The 18494-nt window shown below is 42.9% G+C and carries 18 protein-coding genes and 1 pseudogene; 2 read left to right on the top strand and 17 right to left on the bottom strand.

Annotated elements, in window-relative coordinates; all coding sequences use genetic code 11:
* Positions 1–28 precede the first annotated feature (28 nt).
* The 7 genes from ACXHJ2_RS17070 to ACXHJ2_RS17100 all read right to left on the bottom strand — a co-directional run bounded on the left by ACXHJ2_RS17070 (position 29) and on the right by ACXHJ2_RS17100 (position 6975).
* Entirely contained in the window at positions 29–1360 is a 1332-nt protein-coding gene (locus ACXHJ2_RS17070) for a prolyl oligopeptidase family serine peptidase (protein ID WP_165080507.1), read from the bottom strand.
* Between the two features lie 100 nt (positions 1361–1460).
* Positions 1461–2342 carry an AraC family transcriptional regulator gene (locus ACXHJ2_RS17075; RefSeq protein WP_165080505.1) on the bottom strand — a complete coding sequence of 294 codons (882 nt, stop codon included), beginning with the start codon at positions 2340–2342 and terminating at the stop codon, positions 1461–1463.
* Positions 2343–2607: 265 nt separating this feature from the next.
* On the bottom strand, positions 2608–2877 hold the full coding sequence (locus ACXHJ2_RS17080) for a LysE family translocator (RefSeq protein WP_457874898.1): 270 nt from the start codon (positions 2875–2877) through the stop codon (positions 2608–2610).
* An 84-nt stretch (positions 2878–2961) separates the two neighbouring features.
* The gene (locus ACXHJ2_RS17085; protein ID WP_225683736.1) at positions 2962–3072 is read right to left on the bottom strand and encodes a phage terminase small subunit-related protein; all 111 of its coding nucleotides are present in this window, start codon (positions 3070–3072) and stop codon (positions 2962–2964) included.
* Positions 3073–3251: 179 nt separating this feature from the next.
* Positions 3252–4013, bottom strand: coding sequence for a collagen-like protein (locus ACXHJ2_RS17090; RefSeq protein ID WP_165080503.1), 762 nt, complete (start codon positions 4011–4013; stop codon positions 3252–3254).
* Between the two features lie 345 nt (positions 4014–4358).
* On the bottom strand, positions 4359–4982 hold the full coding sequence (locus tag ACXHJ2_RS17095) for a LysE family translocator (protein WP_090736303.1): 624 nt from the start codon (positions 4980–4982) through the stop codon (positions 4359–4361).
* 1048 nt (positions 4983–6030) lie between these two features.
* A complete protein-coding gene (locus ACXHJ2_RS17100) occupies positions 6031–6975 on the bottom strand; it encodes an MBL fold metallo-hydrolase (RefSeq protein ID WP_090736306.1) in 945 nt (314 codons plus the stop codon).
* 177 nt (positions 6976–7152) lie between these two features.
* On the opposite strand from ACXHJ2_RS17100, the gene ACXHJ2_RS17105 reads away from it, so the two are divergent.
* Complete coding sequence (locus tag ACXHJ2_RS17105) at positions 7153–7605, top strand: MerR family transcriptional regulator (protein WP_238791360.1); 453 nt, start codon at positions 7153–7155, stop codon at positions 7603–7605.
* Positions 7606–7877: 272 nt separating this feature from the next.
* Here ACXHJ2_RS17105 and ACXHJ2_RS17110 read toward each other — a convergent pair whose 3' ends face one another.
* The 10 genes and pseudogenes from ACXHJ2_RS17110 to ACXHJ2_RS17155 all read right to left on the bottom strand — a co-directional run bounded on the left by ACXHJ2_RS17110 (position 7878) and on the right by ACXHJ2_RS17155 (position 16177).
* Positions 7878–8681, bottom strand: coding sequence for a discoidin domain-containing protein (locus ACXHJ2_RS17110; protein WP_025677648.1), 804 nt, complete (start codon positions 8679–8681; stop codon positions 7878–7880).
* Positions 8682–8824: 143 nt separating this feature from the next.
* Positions 8825–9059 (bottom strand): annotated as a pseudogene (locus tag ACXHJ2_RS17115) (hypothetical protein).
* Positions 9060–9258: 199 nt separating this feature from the next.
* Complete coding sequence (locus ACXHJ2_RS17120) at positions 9259–10668, bottom strand: helix-turn-helix transcriptional regulator (protein WP_165080500.1); 1410 nt, start codon at positions 10666–10668, stop codon at positions 9259–9261.
* Between the two features lie 223 nt (positions 10669–10891).
* On the bottom strand, positions 10892–12520 hold the full coding sequence (gene groL, locus ACXHJ2_RS17125; RefSeq protein WP_016821196.1) for a chaperonin GroEL: 1629 nt from the start codon (positions 12518–12520) through the stop codon (positions 10892–10894).
* A 73-nt stretch (positions 12521–12593) separates the two neighbouring features.
* Positions 12594–12875 carry a co-chaperone GroES gene (gene groES / locus ACXHJ2_RS17130; RefSeq protein ID WP_007429271.1) on the bottom strand — a complete coding sequence of 94 codons (282 nt, stop codon included), beginning with the start codon at positions 12873–12875 and terminating at the stop codon, positions 12594–12596.
* A 291-nt stretch (positions 12876–13166) separates the two neighbouring features.
* Positions 13167–13934 carry a twin-arginine translocase subunit TatC gene (gene tatC / locus ACXHJ2_RS17135; RefSeq protein WP_165080498.1) on the bottom strand — a complete coding sequence of 256 codons (768 nt, stop codon included), beginning with the start codon at positions 13932–13934 and terminating at the stop codon, positions 13167–13169.
* Between the two features lie 112 nt (positions 13935–14046).
* Positions 14047–14298, bottom strand: a complete 252-nt coding sequence (locus ACXHJ2_RS17140; RefSeq protein ID WP_165080496.1) for a twin-arginine translocase TatA/TatE family subunit — start codon at positions 14296–14298, stop codon at positions 14047–14049.
* Between the two features lie 102 nt (positions 14299–14400).
* Positions 14401–14883, bottom strand: coding sequence for a MogA/MoaB family molybdenum cofactor biosynthesis protein (locus ACXHJ2_RS17145; RefSeq protein WP_013369877.1), 483 nt, complete (start codon positions 14881–14883; stop codon positions 14401–14403).
* A 113-nt stretch (positions 14884–14996) separates the two neighbouring features.
* Positions 14997–15485, bottom strand: coding sequence for a cyclic pyranopterin monophosphate synthase MoaC (gene moaC / locus ACXHJ2_RS17150; protein WP_013369876.1), 489 nt, complete (start codon positions 15483–15485; stop codon positions 14997–14999).
* Positions 15486–15523: 38 nt separating this feature from the next.
* Positions 15524–16177 carry a 5-formyltetrahydrofolate cyclo-ligase gene (locus ACXHJ2_RS17155; protein ID WP_013369875.1) on the bottom strand — a complete coding sequence of 218 codons (654 nt, stop codon included), beginning with the start codon at positions 16175–16177 and terminating at the stop codon, positions 15524–15526.
* A 269-nt stretch (positions 16178–16446) separates the two neighbouring features.
* Here ACXHJ2_RS17155 and ACXHJ2_RS17160 point away from each other — a divergent pair, with 269 nt between their 5' ends.
* Entirely contained in the window at positions 16447–18411 is a 1965-nt protein-coding gene (locus ACXHJ2_RS17160; RefSeq protein WP_017426495.1) for an ABC-F family ATP-binding cassette domain-containing protein, read from the top strand.
* The last annotated feature ends 83 nt before the right edge of the window (positions 18412–18494 follow it).

The raw sequence follows: 18494 nt of genomic DNA on the forward strand, positions 1-18494 counted from the left end.
ACCACATCTTATTTTACAGCTATACCGTTCAGTTCAATGTTTTGGAGGCCAGCCATTGCATCATCGTTGTTTTCTTTCCGTTAATCACCTTCGATACTTCGTTGTTATACACGTAAATCCAGGACCAGTGGCCATTGTATTCATACGGTGTTTTATCACTCTTCTTGTACAAACCAGAAGTATCCACTACGTTATCAAACAACGACATATGGACATCCTTTGCTCCGGCATTCACTAAACGGTTGTAGGTCGGAATCATATAATCGTTGGGTGGAACCACAGTATCGGTTTGGGCAGCCACAAACCAGATCGGCAGATCCTTCATATCGTTAATTTGTTCGTCGGTGATTAGGCTATCCTTTAAGGCTTCACACGCCACCACGGCTGCTGCAAAATAGTCTTTATAATCACGGATCAGCAACATAGTCATATATCCGCCGTTGGAGTCTCCACCAATGTAGATTCGATCTGTATCAATGTCTTTGTTTTTGGCCACGTATTCCTTAATTAAGGACATCAATGCTTGCTCATACTTCGAGGTTCCGTCTCCAAAGCCTGTAAAACCATCCATCCAGTAGGTTGGAGTCTGAGGTGCCAGCACATAAGCCCCGCCAAAATACGATTGAATATCCTTAGAAGCAAAATTCGCTGCTTTATTACCCGAAATCGGAATCGTCGGATCTGTACCTCCCTCTCCCATACCGTGCAGCCAAATCACCAAAGGGTTTTTCACCTTGTCTTTTGCCGGTGCATAGCTCGCGTAGGTTAAAGTAACCCCATCAGAAGTAGCTTTACCAGTGGTAAATTGATCAACCAGCTGCCGTATCTCTCCTGCAGAGGTATCAATCTTCAAGCCGGAAATCGTGCCTGATTTGGTTTTTATAGCTTTTTGCTGCGTGATCGTATATTTGTTATCATTCCATGCGTTAAACCCCGAACCCGCCGCATCATAATGAATGGCAGAGCTTAGAGTTACCGCTGGGCCGATTTCCATTTCCAACACAACGTAGCTTCCTGTTTTACTTACAGGGTTGCCACTTTTGTCCGATACATAGGCCTTGGTGACCTTCCGGTTGCCTTTCTCAACAAAGGCATTTACCAACCTATTGTCGCTTCTTTCCACATATACCTTAAATGTATCCTTGGTTATCGCATCTTTGGGTACCGGCTTACCCAGATTAACAATGATCTTCGTAATGGTTGCTCCCCAATCCTTCACCTCCGCAACCGTCCGGTATGAAGTAGGCTGCATCTTGGCATCCTTGGCAGCCCATGCACCGTTGCTGAATACAAGGGTCGTACCGACAGCTAAAGTGAATAACATAGTTGTTTTAGCAACCTTTTTAAACTGTTTAAACATGATGTCTTACCTCCCAGATCCATTGATAAAACGCTTACATTATTAATTTTAATGATTTTTTTATTTTCATCCTGCCTTTTTTTAGCCTAATTCAGGTCAATTACTGACTCCTTGCTTCAGAACGCCTCTTGTGCTTTTTACGATATTGATGCGGTGTCGCTTGATAAACCTTTTTAAATACCCTGGCAAAAGACTTCTCGTTTGGAAATCCGTGTTCCAGCGCAATTTGTATAATAGAATGGTCCGTATTCATAAGAACACGGAAAGATTTCTCCAGACGGATGGCATTGATATATTGAAATAGCGTCATACCTACATGCTTTACAAAAAAACGGGACAAATATTCGGGAGACAATCCAAAAACCTGAGCTATGGAATCCAGGGATAGACTCTGATCGTAATTTTCTTTGATATAATCGGTTATCAACGTCAGTCGCTCCAAATATTTATGAGTGTTAAAGCCAGGGATCGATTCGTTGTCAATTTTAAAATGCATTAATAAAAGGTACACCAGTTTATAAGATAGCGACGTTAGATGGATATGTACTAAAGGGTCATTGTGCTGGTTGAGGTAAGCTACAAATAATGTGTTTAACAGATCACGCAGCTCCTCAAAATGCTGTAATCTCTGCTCATTGGTTTCGAAAATGGATATACAATCGAATGAAATGGGATTACTGTCCTTAGTATTTTCTCGAATAAATCCAGAAGGAATCAAAACGGTTATAGCCTCTCTACCTTTGCCCTTAGCCACAGAAAAGGAATGAATAGCATTCGAATTAATGAGCACAATATCTCCTTCTTTGGAGCTATAATTCATGCCATCTATATAGATATTGTCAATTCTTCCTGAGAGTACATAAGATATTTCGATGCTGTCGTGCCAATGCCTAGGTATGTATGCTGGTTCATTGGAGGAATGAACTATAATTTTTAATGGAAAATGATTGTCTGCCTGGACCAGCTCATATTTGTATTCCAAGTTTGTCGCTCCTCTCAGATGTGAACATAATACCTCCCTCTCTCCATAAACAAAAAAAACCTAAGATAACAAAATACATAAGATCCTTGGATCTTAACATTTTGTTCCTTAGGTTTTGCCTGCGTAACAGTAACAATCCTAGTGCTATTCATTCTCATTTAACTAAGCTAAGTATATAGAGGGTTGAAATTCATGTCAACGCTTTCATGCAAGGCGTTCAACCTCCCAACAAAAAAGAACGAGCTTCTATAGCCCGTCCCTTTATTTATGATCCTGTTTTTTGAACTTTGAAGATCATATTTAAACCAAATCCAATCAGCACGAGTCCCGTGGCCTTATCGATAATATTCTGAACTTTGGGTGACATTAACCATTTTCTTATGTAATTTAACAATAATACGATTGTAGTAAACCATAAAATCGAAAGTAGAGCGTAAAGAGAACCCATCAGTAAAAACTGCAAACTGGGATTATAACCTGGTATTACACCCGCATATTTGACTACTTCAAATGCTACGGCTGACTTTATTAATATGAAAGAAAGCCATCAGCCATATTTCAATACCTAACATTCATCCTTTTGAAGCTAATGTGCAATTCGATCACTGTTGTATCCGACTCAAAAGGATGCTCCCAATAAAACTGGCGCGGATGCCATGGTAATGTGCTTCCATTTGCGGACCCGACTTTCAGGAACAGAAAGAGCAGCGGTGATATCCTTAAATCGCATCGTCCCGCTGCTCTCCAACTACATGTGTCTGACTTTGTCCCGTTCAGGACTTCTCTCTCTAGGCATTCTGCATTTCACTGCCTCTATAGCTTAGGTCTCTGAATAATTAGACAAACTGACTGGATAAAAGACATAAACCTTAAGCCATTTGCTGAATAAGCTACTACTAAGTAACAATATTAAGGCGTCAACTTTAATATTGTCATAGTTGTATTAATATTATTGTGCAACTGAGCAGGAGTTGCGTTGGCATTTACCAATTGTATTGTAGTTGGAACTGTTGTAACGGTTACAATAACCTCAGCAGCGGTAGGCCCCCCACCATTACCTGAGAAAGGTAAGGGTGTTATAGGAGTTCCGTTAACGGTGAGATTGAAGTCCGCATTACCTTGGTTGTGAATAGAAAATGAGATAAAGTAGCTCCCCGTCTCGTTAATTGTTATCGTTGGAGATGGAGGAGTGAAAGTAAATGCACCACCAACATTCGCTAAAACCCCAGTAAAGGTAATTGGTGAGTTACCCGGAACTGTGTCAGTTCCCGTACCAGGGTCAGCTCGGAAAACACTTAAGAAGTCTGATATCCCGGCGCCTGCTGGCCCTGCTGGCCCTGCTGGCCCTGTCGCTCCTGCTGGCCCTACTGCTCCTGCTGGTCCCGTTGCTCCTACTGCCCCTGCCGGCCCTATTGCTCCTGCTGGTCCCGTTGCTCCTACTGCCCCTGCGGGTCCGGGGATTCCTTGAAAACCTTGTAGCCCTTGCTGGCCTTGAGCACCTGGAACTCCCAGTGGACCTGGCAGTCCTTGGGGTCCCTGAGGTCCTTGAGGCCCTTGAGGTCCTCTAATCCCTTTAACAATGACCTTCGGCAAAACTTTGACCTTTTTAACTGCACATCTTCTAAATTTTCTCCGATGCATTCTCTTTTGCCAACAATAATGTCGAAACATAATTAATGGTCACCTCCAAAGTCTAGTCAAATTAGCTTATTGTGCAATTAACCAAAAAGATTGGGCTGTTGACTTCATCTAGGAAAAGATAGGCATAGGCCTGTCCGTATGCTCCAACTCGTTGACCATGATCTTGTACCATTGGTGACCGTCCACTATGTTCCCGGTGCGTTCGATCCAAATGATCGGGTCGATGTAACCAAACCGCACAATGGACTGCTTTAACTTCTCTTATTCAACATCTCCCGGCTAAAGGTCAACCCGTGGGTTATATGCTTTTTCAACAAAAAAGAACTAGCTCAACAGCTAGTCCTTAATGATTGGTTTGAAAAATACTACCTTCTATTATTTTTGGGTAAATGCGATTTTTAATCCGATAAGTGTAAATAACGAGCCTTGAATATAATTGATTTTTTTAGAAAAGGATGGATTTCTCCGTAGAAAGGAGCCTACTTTTCCAGCAAAAATACTTATCAAAATAAAAAGCACTAAAGTTTGCATTAAAAATACTACTCCAAGAACTAGCATTTGAGTAGAAACATTACCACTTTCTTGGTTTACAAACTGAGGGAGAAAAGCCAAGAAAAAAAGTGATATTTTGGGATTCAATACATTCATGATAACACCTTTTTTATACAATGACTTGTAATTTAAGGTATCTCCACTCTTAAGTTCAAAACTCGTATCTTTTGCTCTAAATGACTTATACGCCAAAAATAATAGATAAACTGCTCCAGCGTATTTGATTACTGCAAACGCCAAGGAAGATTGATAAATTATTGCCGCGAGGCCGAAGGTTGCTGCAAAAATATGAACCAACAATCCCGTGCAAAGGCCTAAAGTAGTAAATATCCCTGCATTCCTACCTTTTGCTATGCTCTGTGTCAGTGTGAACACGTTGTCGGGGCCCGGCATAATGGTGAGAACAATTGCTGCTCCCAAAAAAGCTAATATAGTTTGAAGCTCCACAAAACTTCCCCCTTTGGATAATTTGAATACATACTACACTACAATAAAGGGATCTGACAATTGAGTTGATCGCGAAAGGACGCGCCCATTGTTGTATTCTCTGGATTCGGATTGGGATCATTACAAAGCATACATATTCGTGCCCTGGGTTTTTCTTCATGAATCCGTTCCTATTCAAATATTAAAGAAAATCAAAAAGGCCGACACATTGGTCAACCTCTGCATACCAGAAAACCTATTTTCTTTTTAATTTTCACCTGTGCGAGTTATCAATTAGAGCAAATGATCGAACGTAAACTGCCGAATTACATAAAATCTGCTGTAAGTTGCTTGAGCACTCATGGTGTAGCAATGGTATAGAAAAGGGCTCCCTCTCGGGAGCCCTTTAAATAGCGGTATTACAGGGTTTTGAGACCCTTATTACATCATGCCGCCCATCTTTGATTTACTCGCGCAGAGGAACGTCATAAAACTTATCTTCTATTGTATAGCTTGTTTGGGCTTATCTTCAGAAAGTTTTATTCGTCTACATCTGCCCTCATTCGCCAGAACTGGTATTTTTCATGTGATTTTTTTGAGATTCAAGCAGCCATGTTGCCACACACCATTCGGTCTCATCAACAATTTCCTTTTATTGTATATTGAGGCATAGGAAGTAGCAATGATCTTTCTGAATTTTAATATTCTAAAAATATCTCACCTTCTCTTGGCGGCATAGGTATGCTCTATCCCGCTCCCAACTCTCCAGAATGACGATATCCCGTAGTGTAGACTTATCCGGCCCCAGAATATAGTTATTTTGCTCTAAAGCAAGCAACTAACTTTTTATGCTTTCTGTACACCTCCGCGTCTTTATCTCCAGATCTAATATAGTTACGGCAGCCTGCTGAAAAGTTGTAGACTGAACGGCGATGTTAAGCTAACGTGGCAGGTTAACCTAACAAGCAGACTGCCAATTACGTTTGAAAATACCCAAACGTGCTGCCGGGTTGACATTCAGAACTGGTCTTGTGAATCTGGTGGAGTTAAAGGGAGTGCTAGTTGTGTCTCATCTATTTTTTTGAACAAGCATTGTATTGAAGAGCCAGCGAAAATTCCATCTGAAATACTGAGCTAGATGCCAATCTTCATAGCCATTTAATACACCTTTATTTAACCAGTAAGACTCTGGTTTTCCGCTCGTCGCAGCTTCAGACACATAAGCGATCGTTTTTTCTAAAAAGCGAATGACATCTAGGATTTTATCTGGAGTGGACACATCTCCATGCCCGGGAATGACAGTATCTACCTTCAGATCTCTTTGAATGCGTCTAAGGATGCGTATCCAAGCGTATGGATTACCGTATGGCATGACCGGAATCGTCTTGTTGGTTATTAAATCACCAGCAATCAAGGTTCGTTCTTCAGGCACGTAAATAACGGCATCGCTTAAAGAATGGCCGCCTCCGTAGGATAAAACTTCGACAGTGTGTTTTGCTCCTTTTATAACTAGTTTATCGTCAAAAGTTATCGTGGGTATCACCCTACGAAGGGAAGGGATAGCATCATACAGGGCTCTCTGCACGGAAAGATCATAGCCGATTTCGGTTAACATGTGCGGATTTTTTTCTTGTGAACGTACTTGATGTAGGCTATTTATTAACTTCTGAATGTTTTGTTGCATTAGATCAATATTCACTTTACCCATTTCAGATAGCAAATCTCTTGTCCAAACGGTAGATATAAAATCACTTTCCATGAATTCCTGATTGCCATTGACATGATCTCCATGGAAATGAGTATTGATCACATATTTAATTGGTTTATTCGTTAATTGTTCTGCGGTTTGACGTAACAAAGCACCAGAATGCGGTAGGTTGGTTGTGTCCACAACAACGGTCAAATCCCCAATGTCAATAATTGCCGCATTCCCCAGCGAACCACTACCAGGTACCGAAATAGCACCCCAGATACCTTCCGCTGCTTGTTGAATCGTGAAATATTTGTTGTTCATTGTTTATGCCTCCATCAAAATAAGTTTGACACCATTTCCTTTTATCTTTAGTTTTTTTTATGTTTCATGTATATCAATTAGCAACTTTAGCTTACAAGTTAGAGTCAACTAGAAATCAAGCACAAATTTCTGAAATGAAGTTAGAGGTGCAAATATCGACTTCGAGTTGACTTAAAGATGTATAATAGTTTTAAATTTTGGTTTAGAAAAAAGGAGTGTCATAAAAAAACAATGCTTACTATAAGTCAAGTATCAGAAAGAACGGGGCTAACTCCTTATACGATTCGCTATTATGAAAAAATTGGAGTGCTACAGGAACCAAATCGAAGAAATGGAAGGACACGCATTTATACTGAAAGTGAGGTTTCATATATACAATGTTTAATTAGATTAAAAAAATTGGGATTGTCGCTTGAGGAGATTACGGAATTTACCCGTGACGGATGTGTACTGGATAAAATTCAAAAAGGGGCAGAAGTTGCTAATTTTACTCCTGCCTTACACATACGGATAGAAATTCTTGAAAAGCATCTGGTGGAACTGGAATCCAAGCGGCAGGAACTTGAGTGCATGATTTCCCTTGCTAACGAGAAGATAGCCCTGTACCAAAAACTTACGAAGACGATATAGTAATGTAGAAAACCTGGTTCACCACCAGCATATACGATGGCAACAGAATTGATTGAACTAACGGGAAACGTTAGTTCAATCAAATAGCGATAGTCTAGGGCTTTATTTTCCCGTCCTATTCTACCGTTGTTTCTTTTATTGTAGTTATCAAAACTTTATTTTCAACATACATTTAAAGTTGATTCATATCAGTTCCGCCTTAAATGTCCGTCTGTAAGCAATTTTTCAACTAAAAAGCTCTGCCGACCTTAAGGTTAGCAGAGCTTTTTAATTTATTTAGAGTATTCACTTACTTCAAACGTCAGGATACGATCATATAGCATATAATCTTTACGGCTGCTAAACGGGCCTTTATTGTTATCGTGCTTATTAATGGCATATGAAGCCGATCCAGAACCTGCTTGTTTAGCCTCATACCACGCAATAAAGTCATTGACCTCTTTCATACTCAAATCAAATTCCTTCTCTAAGCCAGTTGTCATGGTGACTACTAGAATTGCACGATCCCCGTTCGGAGTCGGTTCCTCTGTTCCTGGGTTAGGAGTGGAACTTGATAATTTAGACATCATCTCTAATTCGCCAAGATGTATATACTGACTTCCATTGTTTGCTGTAATATTAATTCTATAATCCTTGTATGAGTTAGAATTAGAAAAAGTGAATTTTTTTGGAGTGCTATCTACCCATTCAGTGATATTTGACTGAGTGTCTAGCACGTTCCAAGTAACCCCATCATTTGAGCCTTCAAAAGTCCAATCTTTAGGGGCGCGGTCGGTTGCCGTTGTCTGTGGATATATAACGTATTGTTCAATAACTTCAGGTTTAGGAAAGTCATATCTTAACCAGGCAGGATTTTCATTAGATCCCCAAGCACTAGAGATAGTTGCAAAATCCCCGTCAAAAGATCTATATGCGTATGAAAATTCGTTGCTCGCACTTGCCACTCCAGATGGCAAATTGTTAGATGTCATTTTAGGAATTAAATTTTCTGAATACTCTGCTTCAGCTGCAAAGACATTCGATAAGGGTAAAGATAATAGAACTAAAAATAAAATCGTTATACATGCTTTCTTCATTAAATAATCCTCCAATAGGTTTAATAGAACTAAGAATAATTTAATTAAGGAATTGTGTCTAAACATAAACTTGCTAATCTATAAATACATTCTAAATATTTTCATATTTATTTTTTATTGGGTATTAAAAAAGCTCATACCGGTCAAATACCAGTCGAGCCCTTCTTGACATCTACTCTAAATTCAAATTGATTCTGCATGTAATACGCTCCGGCAAATCTTAACCGAATCAGGTGAAAACTTTTCTATAGATCCTCCATAGTCTACAACCGATATTAAGTCTTCTCCTAACGACTCAACAACATACACCTTTACCTGGCTTAATACAGCTGTAAATAGTTCTATAACCGACTTTAACAAATTATATGTATGGTTCATGCTGATTACCTCAGTAATTCATTCGGTGAGTGGTGTTGTAATTCCTTCAATGTAACAAATCCCCGCCGACCAGTTAAGGGCAACGAGGATTTGCTTTACTTACGTTTAAGCTCCTCCAATAGTAACCTGAGGCTGGATACTATGGTGGTTAAAGGCTTGATCTGGCACAGTTATAATAAACAACAAAAAGCTAGCCGCGCTAATCAGCAGTACCGTTTTTTTCAACATTAGTGATCCACACCTTTTCAATAAGATTTAAAAAACCAGCTTTGGTTTCAGGAACTGCATGATCCCGAAAATGTGAAAATAGCCCCATACAATTAATGAAATAAGTCTCATTATTTAGTGTATGATAACTTACCATTGAATACATCAAATGTTTAAAACCATCATTGTAAGAGCCTCGATGTAAATAATAATAAGCTAACTCGTAACCAAACCACGCGATATAGTCCGGTATCACTTGCTGTGTATACATATCATCGGATAGAGGCTGTTCAGAAAACGAATTAATCTCTGATTCAAATCGTTTGAGTATATCGTCTACATCTATGCTATATTGGTTTGCGGCAATTATAACATTAAGTAGTTTTGATATCTTCTCGTTTTCGTTAGTCACTGATGTCGCTACAATATATTCAATATAATCATGCAGCACATTTATATCTCCTGATAAAAGTTTATATACGTAAGTATTACCTTCTGCCCAACTTTTGAACAAGCTAATCCAGTGCCGGGTATCTTCGTCAGTCTCCATTACCCAATCTAAATTAGCGTAGGTGTATGTATAGTCTAGGGCTCGTTGATAATCGCCTTGAGCTTCACAGACGCTTGCACACAACAGGTCAGCATAGCAAATGTATACAAACAATGGACGGCTTAGCTTATCAGTAGATTCAGTGTGGTTTCGACTGTCCTGTTGATGTTTCAGTGTATAGTGGATTTCGGCTTTAGCTCTCATTTTCTTCGCCATTTCGTCAACCTTGTCCCATTTACGCAAAGACCTGTACACATTAGCCAAATCCTTCAATGCGTCAAGTTGGTCTATTTCATCAAGGCGCTCAACAAAAACTTCAAAAATCGTAGCTGCACTAAGATTACGGCTTTGATCGTCTCCAACTTGAATCGTAAATATACGATATTGACAGACTGCCAAACGCTCAGAGTGTTGATATTTCTCCGCTTCAGCCACCCCCTCATAGAGCAGTAATGCAGCCGCGTGTCGTCCCTGTGCCAATAATTGCTCTGCAATGTCAAATAGTTTGGGCGAATAGAGTAGATTGTCCATGATGGCCCCCACCACTCGACGTATCACACCCAGCTTGTCTAACTCTGCACAACGATACAAAAATGGCTCGATTCGCCTCATATTCGGAGGGTGATCGATGATGTAGTTTTCCATGAACAAGTCGTAAAAGTGACCTTCCGGCAAACCCATAGCCTCAGTAATGAGGTCAAGCTGGTTAACAGACATAGACTTATTCCCTGTTACAATAGCACTTATTATTCCCCTATTCATGCCTGCAATTTGTCCAAATTGCGCTATGTTCAAACCCTCTTGCTGTAGATATCTGTCTAATTCTGCTCGAATCGTAGGTGTATGCTTCATGTCATAGCCACCCCTCGCATAAAAATTCCAGTATTTTATAATCATTTACTATTTTTGTCCAGCAATTAACCAGTTGTCAATATCTTTTTTTGGCCAGAAAAAGAAAAGAGGCTTCTCAAAAGTTCGGAGAACTAATGAGAGCCTCTATAAAAACGGACTGATTGTTAACAAATCAATATATCGATCACCTAAACCCTTGTTACAGCAAGGGATTTTGGATTTATTACATCATGCCGCCCATTCCGCCCATGCCGCCCATGTCAGGCATTGCTGCCTTTTCTGGTTCTGGCTTGTCAGCGATAACTGCTTCAGTAGTCAGGAACATAGCCGCTACGGAAGCTGCGTTTTGCAATGCATAACGAGTTACTTTCGCAGGGTCAACGATACCTGCGTCAATCATGTTTACCCACTCACCAGTAGCTGCGTTGAAACCAACGCCTACTTCTTCGCGTTTCAGACGCTCAACGATAACAGAGCCTTCTTCGCCTGCGTTAGCAGCAATTGTACGGATTGGAGCTTCCAGAGCGCGCAACACGATGTTGACGCCTGTTTGCTCGTCGCCTTGCAGCTCAACAGCAGCAACTGCATTGTATACGTTCAGGAGCGCTACACCACCACCGGATACGATACCTTCTTCAACCGCAGCACGGGTTGCGTTCAGAGCATCTTCGATGCGCAGTTTGCGTTCTTTCAATTCTGTTTCAGTAGCCGCACCGACTTTGATTACTGCTACGCCGCCAGACAATTTAGCCAGACGCTCTTGCAGTTTCTCTTTGTCGAACTCGGAAGTAGTTTCTTCCAGTTGCGTACGGATTTGGCTAACACGAGCGTCGATGTCGGCTTTGTTTCCAGCACCGTCAACCACAATCGTGTTTTCTTTTGTAATACGCACTTGACGTGCTGTACCCAGTTGGTCCACAGAAGCAGTTTTCAGGTCCAGACCCAGTTCTTCTGTGATTACTTGACCGCCTGTCAGGGCAGCGATATCTTGCAGCATTGCTTTACGACGGTCACCAAAGCCTGGAGCTTTAACAGCTACAGCATTGAATGTACCACGCAGTTTGTTGACAACGAGCATAGCCAGCGCTTCGCCTTCGATGTCTTCAGCGATCAGAACGAGTGGCTTGCCTTGTTGCACGATTTTTTCAAGCAATGGCAAGATTTCTTGTGTGTTTGTGATTTTTTTGTCAGTGATCAAGATATACGGATTGTCCAGAACAGCTTCCATTTTGTCCGTATCTGTAATCATGTACGGAGAAATGTAGCCACGGTCAAACTGCATACCTTCAACTACTTCCAGTTCTGTTGCAAAACCGCGGGATTCTTCAACTGTGATTACACCGTCTTTGCCCACTTTTTCCATAGCTTCAGCGATCAGTTCGCCTACTTCATCATCAGCAGCGGAAATACCAGCTACTTGAGCAATGGATTGTTTGCTTTCGATTGGTTTGGAGATAGCTTGCAGTTCAGCAACAGCTGCTTTAACTGCTTTGTCGATCCCTTTACGGATACCGATTGGGCTTGCACCAGCAGTTACGTTTTTCAAACCTTCAGTGATGAGGGCTTGAGCCAAAACAGTAGCCGTAGTAGTACCGTCACCAGCTACATCGTTCGTTTTGGTTGCTACTTCTTTAACCAGTTGAGCGCCCATGTTTTCGAACGCGTCTTCCAGCTCGATTTCTTTTGCAATCGTTACACCGTCATTAGTGATGAGCGGGCTACCGAATTTTTTCTCCAGTACAACGTTACGGCCTTTCGGTCCGAGTGTTACTTTAACAGCGTTAGCCAATGCATCTACCCCGCGCAGCATGGAGCGGCGAGCGTCTTCACTGAATTTAATGTCTTTAGCCATTTGTGATAAACCTCCCTATGGATTATGAATGATTTGTTTCAATTCCTATATTTAGGTCTTGTCCGGGTTCCGGTTAACCGATGATCGCGTGGATATCGCTTTCTTTCATAATCAAATATTCTTTACCTTCATATTTGATTTCCGTTCCAGCGTATTTGGAGAAAATGACACGGTCGCCTTCTTTTACTTCCAGAGGAATACGGGCACCGTCTTTCAATGCGCCTGCGCCAACCGCGATAATTTTGCCTTCTTGCGGCTTTTCCTTGGCAGAGTCAGGAAGTACGATTCCGAAGGAAGTCGTTGTTTCTTGCTCAATTGCTTCCACCAATACGCGTTCACCCAAAGGTTTGATCATGAAAAAATAGCCTCCTTATTAAGTGTTTTATCCTGTAATTTGGTTGTTATGTTGTATGTATTAGCACTCAACAGTGGTCAGTGCTAACAACCAACTTTATGATACTCAACTTGAGATTGAATTTCAAGTCCCTAATGTATTTTTTATGGGAATTTTTATGGGCAACCATTCTCGATTATATCCACCTATCTTAAAAATAACCGTTAACTCAAGGCTAATGGTTATTTTTAAGATAGCTATACTGATCAATTTTAGAGAAATTCGTTGTTGAGCCATTCAGGTCCTGTCTAATTATTCCGCAGCTACACGCAACTGGGCCTCCCGTTCCTCCTGTGCACGCAATTGCTTGCGATACACGACTGATGACAAATATACACTCGCTTCATACAGCACCAGCAACGGAATCGCCACCAAAAAATCGGATATAAAATCCGGCGGAGTGATAACAACGGCAACAAAAACAAGCAGGAAATAAGAAATCTTCCGCCATTTGCGAAGCCTCATCGGGGTTAACACACGAATCCCTGTCAGGAACATGATCAGCAGGGGGAGTTCAAACAGCAACGCTACAGGCAACACAATATTAAACATAAAGGTGAAATATTGCGCAATACCGTACGTTTCCTGCAATCCCATACTTTTGGTGACAGACGATGTAAACTGAATCGCCATCGGGAAAATAATGAAATAAGCAAAAGCTGCGCCAATCATAAACAAAAGCAGCACATAAGGCACATATCGCAAGGTTGCGCTCCGTTCTTGCGGCCTTAATCCCGGGCTGACAAACTTCCACAATTGGTAGCATGCAAACGGTAACGCCACTGCAAGCCCAATGATCATGGCGATTTTCATGTAGATGCCGATTCCGTCCCAAAAGGAAAATGCATTTAACTGAAAAGCTTTCGCCGAACCGGAGCGAATAAGCCAGTTATAGACAGAACCCGCTGCGAACAATCCACCAGCCAGTGCCAATACAAATACAATCAGCACATAAATTATTCGTCGGCGGAGCTCACCCAGATGTTCCATTAGCGGCATTTCATGCTCTGATGGGGTCAAGTCCATTCCTCCTTTCTGAACGGAACGCAGCAGCGCCTCCTAAAAAATAAAGCCCTTCACTAAAGAAGAGGCTCATGTTCATTATACAAGCAGCAAAAATAAATAACTAAATCTATGACAAGCGTTTATCCTCAGGCTGAGGTTGAACTTCTGAAGACGTTGTCTGTGATGCTTGGACCACACTATCTTTGCTTTCTTTACGCCCAGTCCGTTCATCTTCAGATAAAATATTGCGTGCCCCGTTTTTAAATTCACGGAATGTACGCCCTACAGCTCGGCCCAGCTCAGGCAGCTTGTTCGGACCAAATAGCAGCAGCGCCAGAATAATTAACAAAATATAACCCGGTGCTCCAATATTGGGCATGTGTAGTAATCCTCCTTATGTTGACGGACAAAATGAGAACCTCTGTCCGTATACGGCCTTATAAATTCTTACAGGTATCATACCACACACACGGGTTGCCTTCTACCGAAACTGACCTGTCACCATAAGCAACGCTTCCGGGAGTTGATCCATAATCGCTGCCAAATTTTCATGCACGCCTTTGGGCGTTCCTGGTAAATTGACAATCAACGTACGTCCACGTATCCCCACGATTCCACGAAAAAGCATGGCCGCCGGATTTTTCTGCATCACGATCATTCTCATGGCTTCCGCCATACCTGGCACTTCCCGTTCCACGACCCGTCTGGTCGCCTCAGGTGTCACATCACGGATCGCCAGTTCGGTTCCGCCTGTAGTAAGCACCAAGTCTGCATGAAAATAATCGGTCATTTCGATTAAAGCCGCAATAATCTCATCCGGTTCATCGGGAACGATCCGGTATTCCACAATCTCTCCGCCCAGTTCTTCTTCGACGAGTTCCCGGATGACCTGTGCGCTTGTATCCTCACGCTCTCCCCTTGCCCCTTTATCACTGGCTGTTAGGATCGCCGTTTTCCACACCATAAGATCACCCTTCTCCTATCATGAAAGAATACTTTCTCTTCTGAAAATCAGAAACAGCCACGCTGCATCCTCCATCACATCACAGTACCCTCTCGGCGACAATGTTGTCTATGTCAAGGTTTCTGGTGGTCCTCCCTTTGAAAATCACCATGCTTGCCACCCGTTTTGGATTGCAGCATGGTAGGGCCGATGATCATATCTTTTTGCAGCGCCTTGCACATATCATACACGGTTAACGCTGCGGCTGAAGCCGCTGTCAAAGCTTCCATTTCTACACCTGTCTTACCCTCGGTCTTCACTTCAACTTCAATATGAAGCACATCATGTCCATTATCGGAAAAAGTAATGTTCACGCCTGTCAGCGCCAGCGGATGACACATCGGTATCCAGTCTGACGTTTTTTTCGCACCTTGAATCCCTGCGACCTGAGCTACAGCAAGTACATCACCCTTGCCGATTCTTCCTTCTTTTACAGCCGTCAATGTAGCCGGGTTCATCGTAATCTGAGTCACGGCGACTGCTGTACGAACCGTAGACGTTTTGCCCGAAATATCTACCATACGAGCCCGTCCCTGTTCGTTAAAATGAGTAAAGGAATCCATGACTCCCTCACAGCTCCTTTCACATACCCAACTTTACTTCATTCATCTTTTGTGGATTTTGCATGATTACAATCTAAGCGTCCTTCCGGTGTAAACAGCACGTCCACTCGCAAATCTCCCGGCTCCATGGGTACTTGTGCCAACAATTGTCCCGGCAACAGCAGCGAGACATAAAGCGGACCTACGGAACCATTATTACGCTTCACTGCCTCTACCTGTGCGGTAAAGCGATCATAGTAGCCTCCGCCATAGCCGATCCTGCCTCCACGACGATCAAAGGCCAAGCCGGGCACAACAACCCAGTCGATTCCCGTCCACATTTCAGGCAACCATTCCTTGCATGTCAATGCAGGCTCAGGAATGTTCCATACGCCGGGTACCATATTTCCATACTGATCCATCTCCCTCAGCTCCATGGTTCGGGTTACCGAATCCACTCTCGGGGCCAGGACACGATCTCCCTGTGACCAACAATGCTCAATGAGGGGAGTCGTAGAAATCTCGCTGCCAAAAGAGAGATAACTAAATAAGGTTAGCTTATCCCCGTTTCTGTCTATTCTAAGCTGCTCCCATGCCTCGATTGCATGCCGACAGGCCACAGCCGATGCCTTCTGCCTTGTCAGCGGGTCCATGGAGTCACGCGCTTCCCGTTGCTGTACACGCAGCGCGTTCTTCACATTACAGACATCCACACATCCGCCCTCCCGCACAATCGTCGATAATCATCAAAACGTTACAATTGTCCCATTTGTCAGTAAGTGCTGTACGTTGCAAGTTTTTTTCATTCTTTTTCACTTCTCGTTTAAGTTTATCATTGTTTATACAAATTGACTACACGCGGCTCAAGGGTTTAGGGGGTGAAAGCAGTGCAATAGTGGGTAATTTCATGTAAACTGGAAGGAAGGTACCTGCGAAAAAGGCAGGAAGAACTGTGCAAAATGTAATGGAGGAACGATACGCTATGCTATTGCAAGTAACCGGAATTACTAAATCCTATGGAATTGAGCCCGTTCTGGACGGGATTAACCTTCAAATATTGGAACGTGAACGTATTGGACTGGTAGGTGTGAACGGTGCAGGCAAATCGACCCTGCTCAAAATCATTGCTGGTGAAATATCCTATGACAGTGGACAAATCTTTAAAGCAAAGGAAACCAGCATCGGTTATTTGGCGCAAAACAGCGGTTTGGATTCTGATCGTTCGATCTGGGATGAGATGATGCTGGTGTTCGAACCGCTGATTGCAGCAGAAAGGGAACTTCGGCAGATGGAGCAGGAAATCGCTGATCCGGCCAATGCGCAGAACGAAAAGCGTTATGCCGATCTGCTTGAACGCTATGCACGACGCTCAGACTGGTTCAAGGATCACGGCGGTTATGAAATGGAGACCCGTGTTCGCAGCGTGCTACACGGAATGGGCTTTGGTTCATTTGCACCCGAGACGCCTGTAGTCACCCTGAGCGGAGGTCAAAAAACCAGGCTTGCGCTAGCACGCATCCTACTGCTCGCTCCAGATGTCCTTATGCTCGATGAGCCTACCAACTATCTGGATATTCAGACATTGACCTGGCTGGAAGACTATTTGCGTGGCTACTCCGGCTCCCTGCTGGTCGTATCACATGACCGATATTTTCTGGATCGACTGGTGACGACGATTGTTGAAATCGAACGCCATCGCTCCACTCGCTATACAGGCAATTACAGCCGCTATATGGAACTAAAGGCTGCCGAGTACGAAACAAACCTCAAGCATTACGAAAAGCAGCAAGAGGAGATCGCACGGATGGAGGCATTTATACAACGCAACATCGTGCGAGCCTCTACAACCAAACGTGCCCAAAGCCGCCGCAAGCAGCTAGATAAAATGGATCGTATGGATCGGCCTATGGGCGATTTGAAAAAAGCCCACTTTTCTTTTGAAACCGCCTATATGTCGGGTAAGGAAGTATTAGAGGTGCGCGACCTTTCCGTAGCGTATGAGGGGAAAAAGCCTTTATTTCAGCATGCCTCCTTTGACTTAAAACGAGGAGATACGGTGGCACTGATTGGTCCGAACGGGATCGGAAAATCGACTTTACTCAAATGCCTGACCGGCTCACTTAAACCTGCTGCTGGGTCCATCCACTGGGGTACGAAGATCAAAATCGGTCTGTATGACCAGGAGCAGACAAACCTGAACCCCGCCAATACCGTACTGGAGGAGTTATGGAGCGAGTACCCTCATATGGAAGAAGCACGGATTCGGACAGTGCTGGGTAATTTCCTATTTAGCGGTGACGATGTACTGAAAAAGGTAGCTTCATTAAGCGGAGGAGAAAAAGCCCGCGTATCACTGGCCAAGCTAATGCTGCGTGAAGCCAACGTATTAATTCTCGATGAGCCTACCAACCATCTGGATCTGTTTAGCAAGGAAGTGCTGGAAGCGGCTCTGATGGACTATGACGGTACACTGTTGTTCATCTCCCATGACCGTTATTTCCTTAACAAAATGGCTGAACGTGTCATTGAGCTTCATCCTGAAGGGATAGAACATTTCCTGGGGAATTATGATGACTATGTAGCTAAAAAACAAGAGTTGGAGGAAATCGCACAGGAAGCTCTCGAGGCAAGTCAGTCCACTCGTGGCAAAACATCGTCTGCCTCTGCATCTGTAACAGACGAGACCACTCCCAAATCACGCGCGGCCACCTATGCGGCAGACAAACAAGCCAAAAGCGAGGAACGCAGCCGTCAACGCAAGCTGGAGGCATTGGAAAACAAGATCAAAACGCTGGAAGAACAAATTGTAGGGTTGGAAGAACAAATGACCCTGCCTGAGATTTATCAGGATTACACAGCACTTCAGAATATTCAGGCACAACTCGACACCCATAAACAGGAATTGACTGAAACCTATGCATCCTGGGAGGAACTGCTTGAGGCATAAAAGCTGCTGCATAAAATCTTAGCCATAAAAATTTCACATTTCCCTCTTCTATTTTTTGTACACAAGAATATCCACAGATTTTG

The organism is Paenibacillus sp. ALE3 (assembly GCF_054113405.1).

Coding starts and splice junctions, on each gene's coding strand:
- ACXHJ2_RS17160 (WP_017426495.1), top strand. CDS start 16,447: ATGCTATTGCAAGTAACCGGAATTACTAAATCCTATGGAATTGAGCCC.
- ACXHJ2_RS17145 (WP_013369877.1), bottom strand. CDS start 14,883: ATGGTGTGGAAAACGGCGATCCTAACAGCCAGTGATAAAGGGGCAAGG.
- ACXHJ2_RS17085 (WP_225683736.1), bottom strand. CDS start 3,072: ATGCGATTTAAGGATATCACCGCTGCTCTTTCTGTTCCTGAAAGTCGG.
- groES (WP_007429271.1), bottom strand. CDS start 12,875: ATGATCAAACCTTTGGGTGAACGCGTATTGGTGGAAGCAATTGAGCAA.
- groL (WP_016821196.1), bottom strand. CDS start 12,520: ATGGCTAAAGACATTAAATTCAGTGAAGACGCTCGCCGCTCCATGCTG.
- moaC (WP_013369876.1), bottom strand. CDS start 15,485: ATGGATTCCTTTACTCATTTTAACGAACAGGGACGGGCTCGTATGGTA.
- ACXHJ2_RS17090 (WP_165080503.1), bottom strand. CDS start 4,013: ATGTTTCGACATTATTGTTGGCAAAAGAGAATGCATCGGAGAAAATTT.
- ACXHJ2_RS17070 (WP_165080507.1), bottom strand. CDS start 1,360: ATGTTTAAACAGTTTAAAAAGGTTGCTAAAACAACTATGTTATTCACT.
- ACXHJ2_RS17100 (WP_090736306.1), bottom strand. CDS start 6,975: ATGAACAACAAATATTTCACGATTCAACAAGCAGCGGAAGGTATCTGG.
- ACXHJ2_RS17105 (WP_238791360.1), top strand. CDS start 7,153: ATGTATAATAGTTTTAAATTTTGGTTTAGAAAAAAGGAGTGTCATAAA.
- ACXHJ2_RS17140 (WP_165080496.1), bottom strand. CDS start 14,298: ATGCCCAATATTGGAGCACCGGGTTATATTTTGTTAATTATTCTGGCG.
- ACXHJ2_RS17110 (WP_025677648.1), bottom strand. CDS start 8,681: ATGAAGAAAGCATGTATAACGATTTTATTTTTAGTTCTATTATCTTTA.
- ACXHJ2_RS17120 (WP_165080500.1), bottom strand. CDS start 10,668: ATGAAGCATACACCTACGATTCGAGCAGAATTAGACAGATATCTACAG.